Here is a 14,666-nt window from a genome sequence, read left to right as displayed (position 1 = left end):
TTGGCCCGTCTTTTGCTAAGTAAGTGCTCCAAACATAATATTATTAAAAATATATAACGTTGCCGCCAAATTAAGGAAAGTAGGTATGTCTGGTATATTTGGACTTAAATCAAAAAAACTGCGTATGCTGATAGGCTCTCTGTCTGCATCGGTACTACTGGCTTCAGCCTCTGTGTCAGCTTCAGTAATCAATATAACAGCACAAGATAATTTTAATAATAATCAGTATCTGGGTGCAGGCAAGCACAATGGGTCGTTTAATATCAACTCTCAATTGAATAAAAATATTAGTAACTATAAAGTGAGAAAAGCTTCTTTTATGTTTACTTTTATGGATGATAATAATGATTACTCATATTCAAACAATAGATGGAAAATAAAAGAGTGGCGTTGGGGACCTTGGAATAAAGAGCATGAAATTCGCTATAAGCACCTAAAGAAAAAACAGAATGCATTTGAAAAAGCTACTGTCAGTATTGGTAATGACGCTCTTACTGGGCAAACTCAGTATTATAATACTGGTGAGCGTAAAACTGGCCAGAATATGACAAAAAGAAAAAATGGTTGTGCTTTTGCTATTTTGTGGTGGTGTAAAGCCGTAAAATGGGAAATCACGACTAATTTTTATTATGAGCAAGAACTTGGCTATAAAGGTAATTTCTCATTAAATGCAATGGTTGATCAGGCTGGTTTATTCGATTTAGGCCAGGATGGTATCCTGAACTTTGCAATCAATGTAATGGGTGACTTGAAACTGGTCAATGCTAAGCTTAATGTTGAGTTGGAAGAGATGGCTCAGCCTCCTGTGCCAGTGCCTGTGGCACCTACCTCTTTATTATTGCTTTCAGGCCTTTGCTTTTTCATTAGGCCTTTAACCCGCCGTTTAGGTTAACAATAAAAACTAACCAGCCATTGGAGCTGGTTAGTTTATTCACTGTTCACTTCCTAACTGAAAAGACCTTATCAGTCGTCTAGCTCAACTTCTACAATTGCACCAGTTTGTGCATTGATTTGGACTTCCCATAACTTGTTCTGAGCATCTTGCACTTTAGCTTCATACTCATACACACCAGTGTCATCATCTTGTTCTATATTAGAGTAAATAACCGTTGTTCCTTTTACCTGGCTTTTTGCTTTACTTTCTAGCTCGGCTAATGGCTTGATTGTACCCGCTTTTGCTAGTTGCTCAGCTTGTTGTGGAGTGACATTAATATCAGCAACAACACTAGAAGCAGCAAAAACTGAAATAAAGGCGACTAACATAGGTTTCATTGTAAACTCTCCGTTCTCATGCTAATTGAACTTGTTTGACAGTAGCTGTCGGTTGATGGGTTAGGAGTGTATAGTGCTTAGCTTAATTCAAGCTTAAAAGAATTTAGTTTGACTGGTTTGGTCGGAAGCTATTCTAGTTAAATGAATATGCATGATAAATGATTGTGCATACCAGCTTATTGGGGTTATTAATAAGGGTTTTCCGTAATCGGTTGGTAGATATCCTTACAAAGATATTTTATTTTTGGATTTTCTTTGCATCGACATTTGATACAGCACTGGCACTATAAATAATGTTAAAAAGGATGAAAATACTAAGCCCCAAACAATAGCGGTAGCCACTGGCGACCAAATTAGTGAATGCCCCCCTAAACCAACTGCTAGAGAAAATAACCCGGCAATTGTTGTCAATGTCGTAATGATAATGGGTAGCATCCTTCTTCTGGCGGCATAAAATGTGGCATGCATTAAGCTCATATTTTTGGCCAAGTTGTTATTGGCGGTAGAAATCAAGACTATAGCTGCATTTACGGCAATACCTGCTAACGCAACTATGCCATACATTGTAAATAAGCTTAGTGGGTTACCAGAAACTAACAGGCCTAACACTACCCCAACAAATGCCATTGGAACAGTTATTAACACCATCAATGGTTGGAAATAACTTTGAAATTGGGTGCTTAAAATTAAATACATTAAGCCAATACCCAGTAGGAAAAGCATGCCAATAGCATCAATACTTTCTTGAATATCATCCAGCTCACCCGAAAAATCTAATGAAGCATTTGGGTAATTTGCAGCAATGGTTGGCCAATAATCTTGGATCAGTTTATTAGCAGCTACTGTATCAATCTGTAGTTTGTCGATATCTGCTTCTAAGGTAATGGTTCGCAGAAAATTATAGTGGCGGATATTACCTTTAACTTGTTCTGTATTGGCAATGACCAGTTCTCGTAGTGGGACATTGTTACCCTGGGCGATGGGTACTGATAGTCTGAGTAGTGCTTCAATGTCATCAAATTGATTATTGACAGCAGATGTAGATTTTAAGCGTAGGGCAATGCGATCCCCTTCGTGCTGTACATAACTGACAATTTCACCATCGACTAACATTTTAACAGTACGATGGATATCTGAAGGAAGAATATTTAATTGATTGATTGCATCGTAGTTTAATTTTAACGTTAAACTATTGCGACCTTGGCTATCGTCATCAGTGATATCTTTAAACCGATTGTCCTTTGCCATAAAAGCTTTTAGTGCATCGGTAGCTTGGCGTAATTCGGTGTAATCCTTTCCTCTGACTTTTACGCTAATTGGTTTACTGGTAGGGGGCCCACCAGCTAATTTTAAGAAGGAAATATTAGTGGCGCCTACTACTGTGGCAACTTTAGTGCGCATATCTTCAATAATTTGCTCAACACTGCGTAAGCCATCAGCCGGTGGCTTTAAACTGACTAGTACTTGACCTAAATGTTCACCAAACAGAGGTTCTGTTTCAGTGAACATTTGTCCGGAATAGCTCACAATAGAACGCGTTTCTTCCGTTGATAAATCCCGATAAGCTAATTGTTCAACTTCTAGTACCTTCTCCATGGTTTCATCTAGTGAACTGGTGGTGGGCATTTCGACGTTAATATAAAACAGGCGGATGGTATCGGCGGCAAAAAAATCCATTCTAATTAAGCCACTGCCTACCGCAGTTAAAGAAAGAATAAACAACAGAACTAAAGTAGCCAGGGTTTTGATAGGGTGGCGCATAATTTTGATTAAGGCAAACCCGTAATACACTTTTAATCGATGGATAAAGATTTGTCGGTATTTATCCACTTTTGAGGGGTTAGCAAATGACACTTTGGCGGCGAGAATATGGCCTGGCAGCATCCAGTAAGCTTCAATCAAGCTGATAGCAAGCGCTGTGGTAACAACCAAGGGAATAATCATCATAAACTTGCCTAGAATCCCTGGCAGCAGCATAAGTGGTAAAAAGGCTGCAATTGTCGTAAGTACTGAGGCTGTAACAGGGCTGATGACTTCAGTTAACCCTGTCCAGGCTGCTTCAATGCCTGTGATTCCTTGTCTTAATTTGCTGTAAATGGATTCCACAACCACCACTGCATCATCTACGAGCATACCCAGAGCAATGACAATAGCTAACAGTACAGATGTATTTAAAGTTTGATCAAGAATATTCAGGGTAATAAATGTACCAGCTAGGGTAAAAGGAATACCAATGGTTACCAGAATGCTGATCCGTGATCCAAGGAATACCCAGGAAACAAACAAAACAAAAATAAGTCCTAGTAATGCATTATTTTGCATAATGCTAAGCGCATTTCGAGTAATTAGCGTCTGGTCGTCGATTAAACTGATATTAACACCAAGCTCTTCAGCATAAGTATTTTTTTGGATAACAAATTGGCTAATGCGCTCAACAAGTTCCAGGGTATTAGTACTTTCCTGCTTCATAATGGCAAACAGAACCGCTGGACGACCTTGAAAACGAACCAGCCGGTCTGCTTTTGCCCGCGCTTGTACCACAGTTGCAATGTCGCCCAAACGGATTTCTGATAGGGATCCTTCATTTGTGAGGATAGGTAATTTAGCTAATTCGTCAGGGTTGGTGGTGGTGCCTTCAATGCGAATTAACCACTGATCTAGACCGATACGGGCACTCCCTGCTGAAATATCAGTATAAAAATTACGAATGGAATTAGCGATAGTGACAGGAGATATGTTTAATAGTTGAATTTTTTCAATATCAAAGCGTACTTGAATTTCTGGGTCTTTTTCACCGGTTAACTGTACTCGATCAACGCCTGGTATGCGGGCTAGCTCGTTTTCTAAAATACTTGCCTGACGCCGTAGATTTTCATCATCAGCAGGACCTGCTACTACGACTGTTGCAGTAGGAAAAGCATTAGCAGAGGTAATTTCCACGATATTGGGGCGCTCAACTTCATCGGGTAGTTCATCTTCAACATTATTAATTTCTCGACGAAGATCAGCCATTCGTTTATCAAAAAGGCGTTGATTGATATCTTGAAAGCGCACCAGAATGCTGGACACTCCCTCACGACTGGTGCTGGAAACAAATTTAATATCTTGAATTTTTTCTAATGAATCTTCGAGAATATCAGTAACTTTTCTTTCAATATCTTTTGCTGAGGCACCTGGTAGCAAGGTAGTAATTTGAACCCAATTGAAATTAATGCTGGGGTCCTGCTCTCGTGGCAGTTGTTGATAAATTAAATACCCCATTAATAACACTAATCCAAAAAGCAGATTAGTCAGTTTGTGGTTTTCAATTAAACTGCGAAGCCACATTATTGTTCTGCTCCTTGGCGTTGATAAGCTTAATGGTTTGTCCTTCGACAAGGCCATGGCGACCATCAATAATCACTAATTGATCAGTGGCAATACTTAAAGGAATTGGACGGCCTTCCTGGGCTTGTTCAGCTGCTATAAACTGTGCCTTATTATCATGAATTATGAATATGCCATAATGACCATTACGTTTTTGTAACAGGTGAGCAGGTAAGTGAGGGATAGGACTTTGCCACAATAGCCGACCGGTGGTGCCTGTAATTATACTTTCAGAGGTAAACACTAAACGTGCTTCACGACTTCGAGTGCTGTTCTCAATAAATGGTAGAAAAGAACGTAATTGTAATGGGTATTTTTTACCATTGGCTTTCAGCGTGTAGGATTTTGCCTGTTTGAATGTGAGCTCATCAGTTAATGCTATTTTGGCGGAGACTTCTAGTTGATTGGTTTGTAACAATTCAACAACCGGTGTGCCAATGGCTAGCATTTCTCCTACGTCGGCCATTTTTTTTGTTACCAGGCCTGAAAAAGGTGCAGTAATTTGACAGTATTGAGTATTAAGTTTGGCAATAGCTAAAGTTGCTTGTTGAGCTTGTAATTGTGCTTGAATATCTGCCACATTAGTTTTATTGCGATCAAACTCTGCCTCGCCAATATTTTTTTGTCGAGCCAACTTTTCACTGCGTTTAAGCTCACGCTGATTAAATGCCAGCAGGCTTTGCAACTGAGCGTACTTGGCTTGTTGTGACTGCTGATTAAATTGAGTTTGTTGACAATCTAGCTTGGCAAGCAGCTCCCCTTGCTTAACCAAATCACCGACATTAACAGGCATATGAATTAACCGAGCATTTATTTCTGCTGGTATCTGGCTTTGATTAAGGGCTACAACCTTGGCGGGAGCCGATTGCTCTGGATAAAACTGTAGTTGGTTAACGGTTTTAGCGCTGACTAACGTAGGCGTGTCAGACCAACTCAACTGGGTTGTGGCCGTAAGGCTGATAGTGATACAAGCTTGAAGGATGATTAAAAGAAATCTCATATTAAAGCCTGCTATTTTACAGAATCATTGTATTGCGATGACAGTAACACCGACCGACTGGTCGGTCAATAGAGCGAGCACATAATCTCCATATGCTGTGATGTTGTTGTCAGGAGTTGTTTAAGTAACTTTCCAACATATCAACAAAGTCTTGCCAAATAGCCTGATAACGCTGTTTGTCTTGATAAATACTTTGATGCACACCAAAACCAATACTGAAGATATCTACCATTCGAATGGCTCTTGTTACTTTCTCGTCACTGACTGTATTACTGTAAAACTGCTTTATGGCTGGAGATATCTGGGCACAAACACTATCTAACAGCTCCTGGGCTAGTAACCGAAATTGAGGGTCTTGCATTCCTTTTGGTAGAAAGCCGTAAACCGTGTTGATTAGCCGAGGATCCTGAAAGAAGCAATCAAGTTGATACTGCCCAACAGCATAAAGGTATTCTCGCATAGAGTTAAATTGTTCAATAGGCACACTTTGCATACAGTCTTCTACGATCTTCCTAATAACCGCAAAAACCACTTCATCTAAATTTTTGAAGTGGTGATACAGCGTACCTTTGGCAATGCCTGCCCGTTGAATAAGTGCGTTAGTTGTCAGCGCCTCATAGCCAGAGTCGCCAGCAATTTCAAAGGCCGCCTGAATGATGTTTTGCCGGGTTATTTCTGCCGAAGCTTTACGTGTAAGTGACATATGCTTTCATAACTATTATGAGCTAAGAGTCTATTTTAGGTTTCACCGACTGAGTGGTCAATGAAATTTTGAGGATGAGTAAAGGACTGGATTATGAGAGTAGTGGGGTTATTAATCTATTAGATGCTGTGTTGGCAAATCCCAAGGTTGCTGAAGCTGTCTTTAAGCAGTAAAAACTAAACTCAATAATGTTTGTTACTTATGTAAATAAGAATAAACCGTTAGCAGTATACTTTTCAAAATAGTACCTGAAAAAATATCCAACTATTTTGGCTGGATTCAATAAAAAGGTACTGATGTGCTTAGCTAAAAATAGCCGTTAATTGGTGGAGGAAACTACTATAAAAGAAATGGTTGCTCTGAAAAGTAGGGGCATGATATACCTAAATGAATGACTAAAAGGATATATTTTAAAGGACGTTTATGCTAACTATAGCAAGCCCTGCTAATAACCGTAATACCTGTTATGCTGATAATAATGCGGTTGATAATAAACAACTAATGGGAATATCTACCACAAGAAAAAATACAAATAGCAATAACCAATGTTCTGGGTTAGTAAAAAGTAAGGTAAATCAATATAAAGATAAGACTAAAAGTGTAGCTAGCAAGAATACTTGTAAAGTGAGGGCTGTTAAGGAACAAAGCCCTTTTAGAGGTATAATGTTAGATTTGATTTCTATCAATAGCAACCGACTTAAAAGTGTGAGTTTTAATAAGCTGTTAATGAATACATCAGGTGTAGGGGATATTGTTTCAAGATCCAACTTACCGGAAGACTTTCCTGATATTAGACCTGCTCAGGAGGCTGTAATCCCCTATGTGCTTGAACAAAAAAAGCATTATCTTAACGCTTCCACTAAACCAATCATTATCGATGTTTGGCAAAACCCCAGAAATAAGGCTTTATATATACAAGATGGCCAACACCGTTTTGTGGCTGCATGTATATTAGGTAAGCAAGTCCTGCTAAGACTGAAAAAAATGGGATTTTCTGCTTTTAATGGTAGCTGGGGGCAAACTAAATATATTGATACACTGGCTGCTAAGGATCGAATTAAAGTCTAAAAACCAGTTGTGATATAACACGGACTATGACGTTTTAATAGCCCGTGTTATTAAAAGGTAATTAACGAGAAAACTGTATTGACCAGCCTATAATGATACCAGTGATAGGGTCTGAGTTATTCGATGTGTCTTTAAAAGCGAGCTGCCAGTTTTTTCCTTTTAAGTTATTAAAAACATTAGCAGGGATGGTGGAAGTATAGGTTTTTTGTATGCCATCTGAGCTATCGCCATCATTTCTCATGATAAAGTAGCCAGCCCTTGTCGCTTGGCTGACTAAGGCTATTCTTAGCTTGCTATGATCCCGGTGCTTGACAGTTAAGCGAACAATTGCTGATTTTGAATTTGGCGCGTTCTGCGGTATATCAAGTCCTTTACTGAATTCATATTTACCTGTTTTAATTCCGTAGGCTTTGCGATCCTGATAAATATACTGACCATTGTCGTTGTTATCGCCATTATCATCATCGGGGGTGGTATTGCCTTCTTTTATCTGTAAGAACTGGGCGCTAACAGGCCCCCATTGACCACTGCTGTCTTTTGTTCGTACATACACGATGTGTCGTCCAGGTTCTAAACCAGTGGTATCTATAGTACCAGTAATATTACCTTGTCTTCCTGTTACTTCTAGTGGAGCTGATGTGTGGCCTGCAGTCCAGAACGGAGTGTCGATTGAATATTGGGCTTCAGTTATTCTTTGCGTGCGTTCTCTGCCATTGCTGTGGTTAAAATTAGCATCGGTTGCGCGAGCTGTTAGCCTGACTTGGGTTCCAGGTTCTACTTCACTATTTCCTGAGTTGAGGGATAATTCAAGTGTTTCTGGACCTGATGGGGTCATATAAGGTGTTCGGGCAACTTTTGCTGCATATAACAGCGCTTTTAAGTTGTCTGGCTTAACTGTTTTATTAAATGATTCGCAGGGTTCAAAAAAAGTGCCTGACTTGCCTAGTTCAAAGGTAAATGCAGCGACACCTAATTCACCATAAGCAAAGTCATCACTGGCGCCAGTAGTAGGGTATAGGCCTGAAGCTTGCTTGGGTGAGTACTGATTAAACCAGGCAAAACGACGTCCTAATGTTTGTAATTCCTTGCTATTTGGTGCTGTTTGACTTGAATCCCCCCAAGGCCATAACACAAGGCCGCCATGGCTATGGATATCAATAAAAATACCTTTGGTATTTAGTGGGGCTTTGTCTGTTCGGTTGGGGGCTCTGTTATCTTCCCAAATTGTTCTCATATAGCTTTGGATGGCTTGGGTTTCTAACTCAGATGCTTCACTTAAGCCGCGATAAGTATCGTCACATGCATTATCACTAGCGCCAGTAATATTATCTTCCCAGTTGTGTGAGAAGTTGCGATTTAAGTCAATACCATTTTTATAAACGGGGCGGCAGCTCCCTCCGCTATCAGTAAAATTTGCATTTTTTCTTTGAAACTTGGTTAAACGATTTTCAGCTATTTTTCTTCCATCCGGGTTTGAGTGAAGCATAAAATGGACTTCATGATGATCTAAAATCCAGGTTATGTCAGCATCTTTACCATAGTTGTTGGTCAAATGACGAGCGAACTCTAATGCCAGAGGGGCGGTGGCGTATTCTCTGGCATGTAGTCCACTATTTAAAAATAGTTTGGGTTTATCACCTTTAATGGCTGTGTTGGTTAACTTGAGCACTTTGATATCATAACCTTGACTACTATTATCTGGATGCTCTTTTTTCCAGGAGTTACCGACATCCAGCCACTGAGCAATATTAGAGAACTTGTTAGCTATTTGTTGGGCTTCTGTAAAGGTTTCTTCAACGGTTTCATAGCATTGAAAGCCAGGAATACCACCAGCGTTTTCATCTAAACCTGAGCGTAAAGAAAGAGAAGGTTGTTGCATTTTTTCTTTTATTTGCTCAAGTTCGCGATTTCTTTTTTTAATCCACTGAGTGGCTTTTTTGATATCAGCTTTAAAACCTTGCTGTTTGGCCGTGTCGATTAATCTTTGTTTTTCTTCCTGGGATAAGTCTAAAATTAAACTAAACGATTTGTCATGAGATTCTAACATTTGACCATGAAAGCTTATTTTAGCTTTATTATAGATTTCTTCGCTGTCAAAAGTGACTTTATAAATAGTGCTGAGCGCTGCCTGCTCTTGATCTATAAAGATGATGGCTTCAGAATTATGCTCATTATTAGTAGCAGCAGTGGGAAGGGCGATAATCCCTAAGGTTACACCTATTAATGAGGTAAGTGTATTTTTAAACATGGAATTCCTTACTTTAATCTAGTAGTAAAGTAGTCTGCTTTTTATGCGGAAGTATGGCGACTGGTTGAACTTGAATAATTATTAATAGCAGTCAAATAAATAACGTGTCGACCGTTGGCAAGATTATAGGTTGCTGAGCTTATTTAAGTTATTAACTATGTCATTAAATAAATTGTTAAAATATTTTTTTGTTGGTTTTTGTGATGCAAAAATGCAAGAACTGGTGTATTGTTCTCACTGAGAACAATACACTTTGTAAAATGTCTGAGTTTTTATGAAAAATCATTTTATGAAATGTCTGATGTAGCAGCAATGTCTTTATATTTCTTGTGCCGATTATATATCCTTTATGAATATTTTGATTACCTTTATACATGTTCTATTACTGCTAGTCATGTTTGCGCTTTTCTTTATATATGAATATAAAAGGGTATTTTATTTTTCTGTAAATGGTGAAACCAGTTTTGATCAATAAACGCTTGGTTTCCCAGCATCTAGCGGAGTTGGTAGGCATGACGTTAGGGCTATTGAGTATTTAGAAAATTAGTTTCTGGGGGTTCAGTAAGGATCGCTACTAATGGGCTTAGGCAGTATGGATTGGCGGCTAATAGGGGTATTGCTGTAAAGCTTCTTTTCCTGGCAGGGCATAAGCGGCTCAGCGATACCCCTATCAACCATTACTGAGGATGCTAAAGGTTGATCAAAAAATCAACATGTTTACAGTTATAAGAAGTTTAAGAAGAGTTATTAGAAATGAAGCTAATAGGGCTGCCAGCAAGACTATTAACGCCTGTGAGGATGAAAAAGGCTTGGCGGCAACCCCATCAACGGAACTAGCTGAGTATGCGCCTGACTGTTCAAAATAACAACAAGTTTATTGCTGGGTTTAGGTTAGAGGTCCGCAAAGCCAGCAAACAAGCAGGCATCAGGGTAATTTAATGGTTTGCTTAATAGACTGGCAACCCGATTGCTTAGCACAAGCATTAGGATTGGATAAAGGTTGCTAGCCGTATGCGAATATTATTGGTGACGGGGGCGTGATGAATAAGTAAGAAGTGTTTTAAGCAAGCTGCCATCCTGAAAGCTAAGTTAGAAAAATGGAGCCTCTTATATTTCTTCCATAGAGTGATTTATTTTTATCAGTAATACTTGGTAGACCACTAGCACCATAAGGAATCTTTGTTATTTTTCCGCCTGATTTTAGGAACTCAGAGGTTTGTTCTTCAATTTTTTTATGGTCTTGAAGGCTTGATGTGTGTTGCTCTTTTCTGCGTGGCATGATTTACCTACTCCTATTGGATAAATTAAGAATAGTCAGCCTCTCCAATAAAGCTAGCGACCCCTGGTAGTGAAGAAAAAGCAGGCCGCTAATTGCTCTAGTATCTGTGCTTGAGTACAGAGGGTTTTTTAAACTACAGCATTAAGCTATTTATTGCTTTTCAGCAGCTCTGCATTCGTTGGGTGTTCCTCAAGTAACTCAACAAGTTTCCTTGCACTCTCTACAGGTTTAAGGCTCGTGAGTGCTTTTCGTAAAACTCTTACCCTTGCAATATCTTTCGTATTTAGAAGAAGTTCCTCACGACGCGTGCTGCTTTTAGCAATATCCAGCGCGGGAAAAATTCGCTGATTCGCAACTTCCCGTGATAAAACAATTTCCATATTACCTGTGCCTTTGAACTCCTCAAATATCACCTGATCCATCCGGCTTCCAGTATCAACGAGTACGGTTGCTAGAATGGTAAGTGACCCTCCATTCTCAATCTTTCTGGCAGCGCCAAACAGTTTTCGTGGTATTTCCATGGCTCTAGCATCAATCCCGCCAGACATGGTACGACTGCTACTCTTTCTCCCTGCATTATGTACTCGTGTTAGCCTTGTTAGAGAATCAATAACAATCATGACATTGTGACCTTCACCAGCTTCCTGAAGAGCGGTATTAAGAAGGTCATTGGCCACACGTGCGTGTTGCTCATAACTTTCATCAGAGGATGAAGCATGTACCTGTGCTGGCACGCTGCGCTTAAAATCAGTTACTTCTTCTGGTCGCTCATCAATGAGTAACGCATAAAGTTTTATCTCAGGGTAAGCCTTCCCCACTGCTTGGCAAATATGTTTTAAAATGGTCGTTTTTCCGGAGCCTGGTGGAGCAACAATCAAGCCTCGTTGCCCCATTCCAATTGGTGAGATCAAATCAATCGCTCGCGTGGTGAGCTGCTGAGAACCTAATTCTAAGCGAATGCATTGTGTAGGATTGATGGCTACACCATTTAAAAAGCGCCTTTGTGGGTCATTATGAGATATGTCTTGTACTACTTCACCTTCTTGTCTGGTGTCTTTATTTCTTTTCACCTTCAAACGTAGTATTTTTTTCGTCATGATATAGGTTTTTAACTCTAGAAAAATAAGTGTTTTCGCCGTGTTTATAGTAGTTCATAACACTTGGTTAAGGCGTATGTGCTTTTCGTCGTTATGAGAGTCATTCTGACATTTAAGCTAAGGCAGAGGTAAATAATTTTCCTCAAAGTGTTGTTATCTCGGTTCCTAATCACCAAGTGTGGATGCAGTTGATGCTATTATTGCTAGCCTCACAGCGGTACGTTAGCTCTAAAAACCCTTCACCCTCACCCCAGCCCTCTCCCAAAGGGAGCTAAATATAACTTTTGCGTAAAGGCTGAGTGCTCAAGGATTGGTCATAGATAATAACTATTTACTTGATAATATCTATTATTTTAATTTATCGGCCGGCTTTCCTTACACTGTTGATATGGTGTGTAGGGGAGGTCTGGTGATGTTCATACAGTTACAACAAGGGTTACGTACTTCATTCGCTCAGCAAGGCTGGCAGTTAACTAATAAGCGATTATTGTTGCCAGTGGTTTTATTTGCCTTGTTGCTTACCGAAAATACAAGAGAATTAACCATTGGGGTATTGGCCGATGCCTTTTGGCAGGTAGCTGCGTATGTGGCTGCCACCTTGGCACTATTTCACTACTTAACCGAACGTTTCGATAAGAATGGTTTTTTTCAGGAAAAACTAGCTGGTAGTAATACATTGCAAGTGTTGTTTGCTGCATTTATGGGGGCGTTGCCTGGTTGCGGTGGTGCGATTGTTGTTGTTACTCAATATGTTAAAGGCAACTTGAGTTTTGGTGGGGTAGTTGCCGTATTGACTGCAACTATGGGAGATGCAGCTTTTCTGTTACTGGCAAGCAAGCCAACCGATGGTTTATTCATTATCGCTTTAGGCTTTGGAGTAGGGCTGGTTTCTGGATTATTGGTAGATAAAATTCACGGTGAGGATTTTATGCGACCTAAACTGAAGCAGCGGCCTGCTCAAGCCAGTTGTAATAAGGCTAATCTATGTAATCGAAATATAATCAAGTTGCAGGGTCAATTTTGGCAGTGGATGTTATTACCTGCCATGACATTTGCGGTGTTGGGTTCATTCCAAGTAGATACCGACCAGTTATTTGGCTTCGCTGAAGGGACTTCTGCTGGGTTAGGAGCTGCTGCTGCAATGATTGCCATTCTGTTGTGGGCAACAACACGGGAAGTGACCAGCTATGAGTCAGCGGTTGCGGAAGACCCAAAAGCTAATAACGTGGCGCTATTTCAACGAGTAGCACAGGATACTAACTTTGTAACAAGCTGGGTAATTGCTGCCTTCTTGATGTTTGAGCTGGTTGTGTATTGGTTTGATATTAATTTAGCCGCGCTGTTTGCGAATTGGGCTCCTATTATGCCTTTGATGGGGGTAGTGATAGGTTTGTTGCCTGGTTGTGGTCCACAAATATTAGTAACCAGCTTGTATATCGGTGGTGCAGTGCCAATGTCAGCACAGGTAGGGAATGCAATCAGTAATGATGGTGATGCGCTTTTTCCAGCCATTGCCTTAGCTCCCAAAGCAGCGGTAATGGCAACCCTGTACTCAACTATCCCTGCACTGGTTGCGGCTTACAGCTACTTCGCGATCTTTGAGTAACAATATACTCTTTGTGAAAGGTAGAAAGGTAGAAAGGTAGAAAGGTAGAAAGGTAGAAAGGTAGAAAGGTAGAAAGGTAGAAAGGTAGAAAGGTAGAAAGGTAGAAAGCACCAGGAATGGTGCTTTATCAAGCTGGCACTATTAGAATGGCGCTTTTGGAAAGTGAAGCGCCTTTATGCTCAGTTATCGCCATGCCTTTCATGCCGGCAACCATGCCGATGTGCTCAAGCATCTAACAGAAGTTTTGACTCTGGACCACTTACTGCAAAAGCAGGATAAGCCACTGTGCTACATTGATACTCACTCCGGTCCTGGGATGTATGCATTACTCCAAGGCTATGCTCAGCAAAATACAGAATATGAAACTGGTATAAGTAAGCTTTGGCAGCAGAGAAGTTTACCTGAGCCACTGGCACGCTATGTTGAGGTTGTGGCTGCGCATAACCCTGGCGGTTCATTAAAGTGCTACCCTGGGTCTCCTGCGATTGCCAAACATTTACTCAAATCTGATGATCGGCTCCAGCTATTTGAACTGCACCCAAAAGACTTTGAGCTGTTGCAAGATTGGGCAAAAGGTAATCGCCGTATTCGAGTGCAACGGGAAAATGGTTTTGAGCGTTTAACAGCTATTCTTCCTCCCCCAGAGAGGCGTGCGCTAGTACTTATCGACCCTCCTTATGAAGTTAAACAAGACTATCAGTTGGCCATCACTGCATTACAAAGAGCGCTTAAACGATTTCCAACAGGGGTCTATTTACTTTGGTACCCGTTACTGGCCAGGCCAGAAATACAAACCATGGAGCGCAAACTCAAGCAGCTTGCTGGTCGTTACCTTCATGCTAGCTTGCAGGTGCAGGATGCTAGCTCAGGTGGGATGTTTGGCAGTGCCGTGTTTGTGATTAATCCACCATGGAGACTAAATGAACAGTTGGGACAATGTTTGCCGTTTTTACTCCAACAGCTGGGGCAGGACTCTGCTGCTAAAATCAGTTTGAACTCCCATGGACTGGACTGAGAGAGAATACAG

11 protein-coding genes are annotated in these 14,666 nt (G+C 40.4%); 4 read left to right on the top strand and 7 right to left on the bottom strand.

All coding sequences use genetic code 11. The annotated features are described in order from the left end of the window. Positions 1 to 85 precede the first annotated feature (85 nt). The gene (locus OQE68_RS06800) at positions 86 to 892 is read left to right on the top strand and encodes a hypothetical protein (RefSeq protein ID WP_180570129.1); all 807 of its coding nucleotides are present in this window, start codon (positions 86 to 88) and stop codon (positions 890 to 892) included. Between the two features lie 71 nt (positions 893 to 963). On the opposite strand, the gene OQE68_RS06795 is transcribed toward OQE68_RS06800, so the two are convergent. The 4 genes from OQE68_RS06795 to OQE68_RS06780 all read right to left on the bottom strand — a co-directional run bounded on the left by OQE68_RS06795 (position 964) and on the right by OQE68_RS06780 (position 6,341). After that, a complete protein-coding gene (locus OQE68_RS06795; RefSeq protein ID WP_180570128.1) occupies positions 964 to 1,272 on the bottom strand; it encodes a PepSY domain-containing protein in 309 nt (102 codons plus the stop codon). Between the two features lie 225 nt (positions 1,273 to 1,497). Then, entirely contained in the window at positions 1,498 to 4,599 is a 3,102-nt protein-coding gene (locus OQE68_RS06790) for an efflux RND transporter permease subunit (RefSeq protein WP_180570127.1), read from the bottom strand. Further along, positions 4,577 to 5,638 carry an efflux RND transporter periplasmic adaptor subunit gene (locus tag OQE68_RS06785; protein ID WP_180570126.1) on the bottom strand — a complete coding sequence of 354 codons (1,062 nt, stop codon included), beginning with the start codon at positions 5,636 to 5,638 and terminating at the stop codon, positions 4,577 to 4,579. Before OQE68_RS06785 ends, OQE68_RS06790 begins: the two co-directional genes overlap by 23 nt. Positions 5,639 to 5,747: 109 nt before the next feature. Then, a complete protein-coding gene (locus tag OQE68_RS06780; RefSeq protein ID WP_180570125.1) occupies positions 5,748 to 6,341 on the bottom strand; it encodes a TetR/AcrR family transcriptional regulator in 594 nt (197 codons plus the stop codon). Positions 6,342 to 6,764: 423 nt separating this feature from the next. Here OQE68_RS06780 and OQE68_RS06775 point away from each other — a divergent pair, with 423 nt between their 5' ends. Beyond that, entirely contained in the window at positions 6,765 to 7,409 is a 645-nt protein-coding gene (locus OQE68_RS06775; RefSeq protein WP_180570124.1) for a hypothetical protein, read from the top strand. A 61-nt stretch (positions 7,410 to 7,470) separates the two neighbouring features. Here the strand turns inward: OQE68_RS06775 and OQE68_RS06770 are convergent, their stop codons facing one another. From OQE68_RS06770 to rho, 3 genes are all read right to left on the bottom strand, one after another. Then, positions 7,471 to 9,657, bottom strand: a complete 2,187-nt coding sequence (locus tag OQE68_RS06770) for a M14 family zinc carboxypeptidase (protein WP_180570123.1) — start codon at positions 9,655 to 9,657, stop codon at positions 7,471 to 7,473. A 1,084-nt stretch (positions 9,658 to 10,741) separates the two neighbouring features. Then, the gene (locus OQE68_RS06765) at positions 10,742 to 10,936 is read right to left on the bottom strand and encodes a hypothetical protein (RefSeq protein WP_180570122.1); all 195 of its coding nucleotides are present in this window, start codon (positions 10,934 to 10,936) and stop codon (positions 10,742 to 10,744) included. 146 nt (positions 10,937 to 11,082) lie between these two features. Next, positions 11,083 to 12,033 carry a transcription termination factor Rho gene (rho, locus tag OQE68_RS06760; protein ID WP_180570121.1) on the bottom strand — a complete coding sequence of 317 codons (951 nt, stop codon included), beginning with the start codon at positions 12,031 to 12,033 and terminating at the stop codon, positions 11,083 to 11,085. 412 nt (positions 12,034 to 12,445) lie between these two features. Between rho and OQE68_RS06755 the strand changes: the two genes are divergently transcribed. Both OQE68_RS06755 and OQE68_RS06750 read left to right on the top strand, forming a co-directional pair. After that, positions 12,446 to 13,639: a putative manganese transporter gene (locus OQE68_RS06755; RefSeq protein WP_180570120.1), complete on the top strand. Its 1,194-nt coding sequence runs from the start codon at positions 12,446 to 12,448 to the stop codon at positions 13,637 to 13,639. A 175-nt stretch (positions 13,640 to 13,814) separates the two neighbouring features. Continuing rightward, complete coding sequence (locus OQE68_RS06750; RefSeq protein WP_180570119.1) at positions 13,815 to 14,654, top strand: 23S rRNA (adenine(2030)-N(6))-methyltransferase RlmJ; 840 nt, start codon at positions 13,815 to 13,817, stop codon at positions 14,652 to 14,654. The last annotated feature ends 12 nt before the right edge of the window (positions 14,655 to 14,666 follow it).

This window comes from Spartinivicinus marinus, from assembly GCF_026309355.1.
In the GTDB taxonomy this organism is placed as follows: domain Bacteria; phylum Pseudomonadota; class Gammaproteobacteria; order Pseudomonadales; family Zooshikellaceae; genus Spartinivicinus; species Spartinivicinus marinus.
The sequence above is the reverse complement of the archived record's forward strand: the minus strand, read 5'-3'. Positions and strand labels throughout refer to the sequence as shown.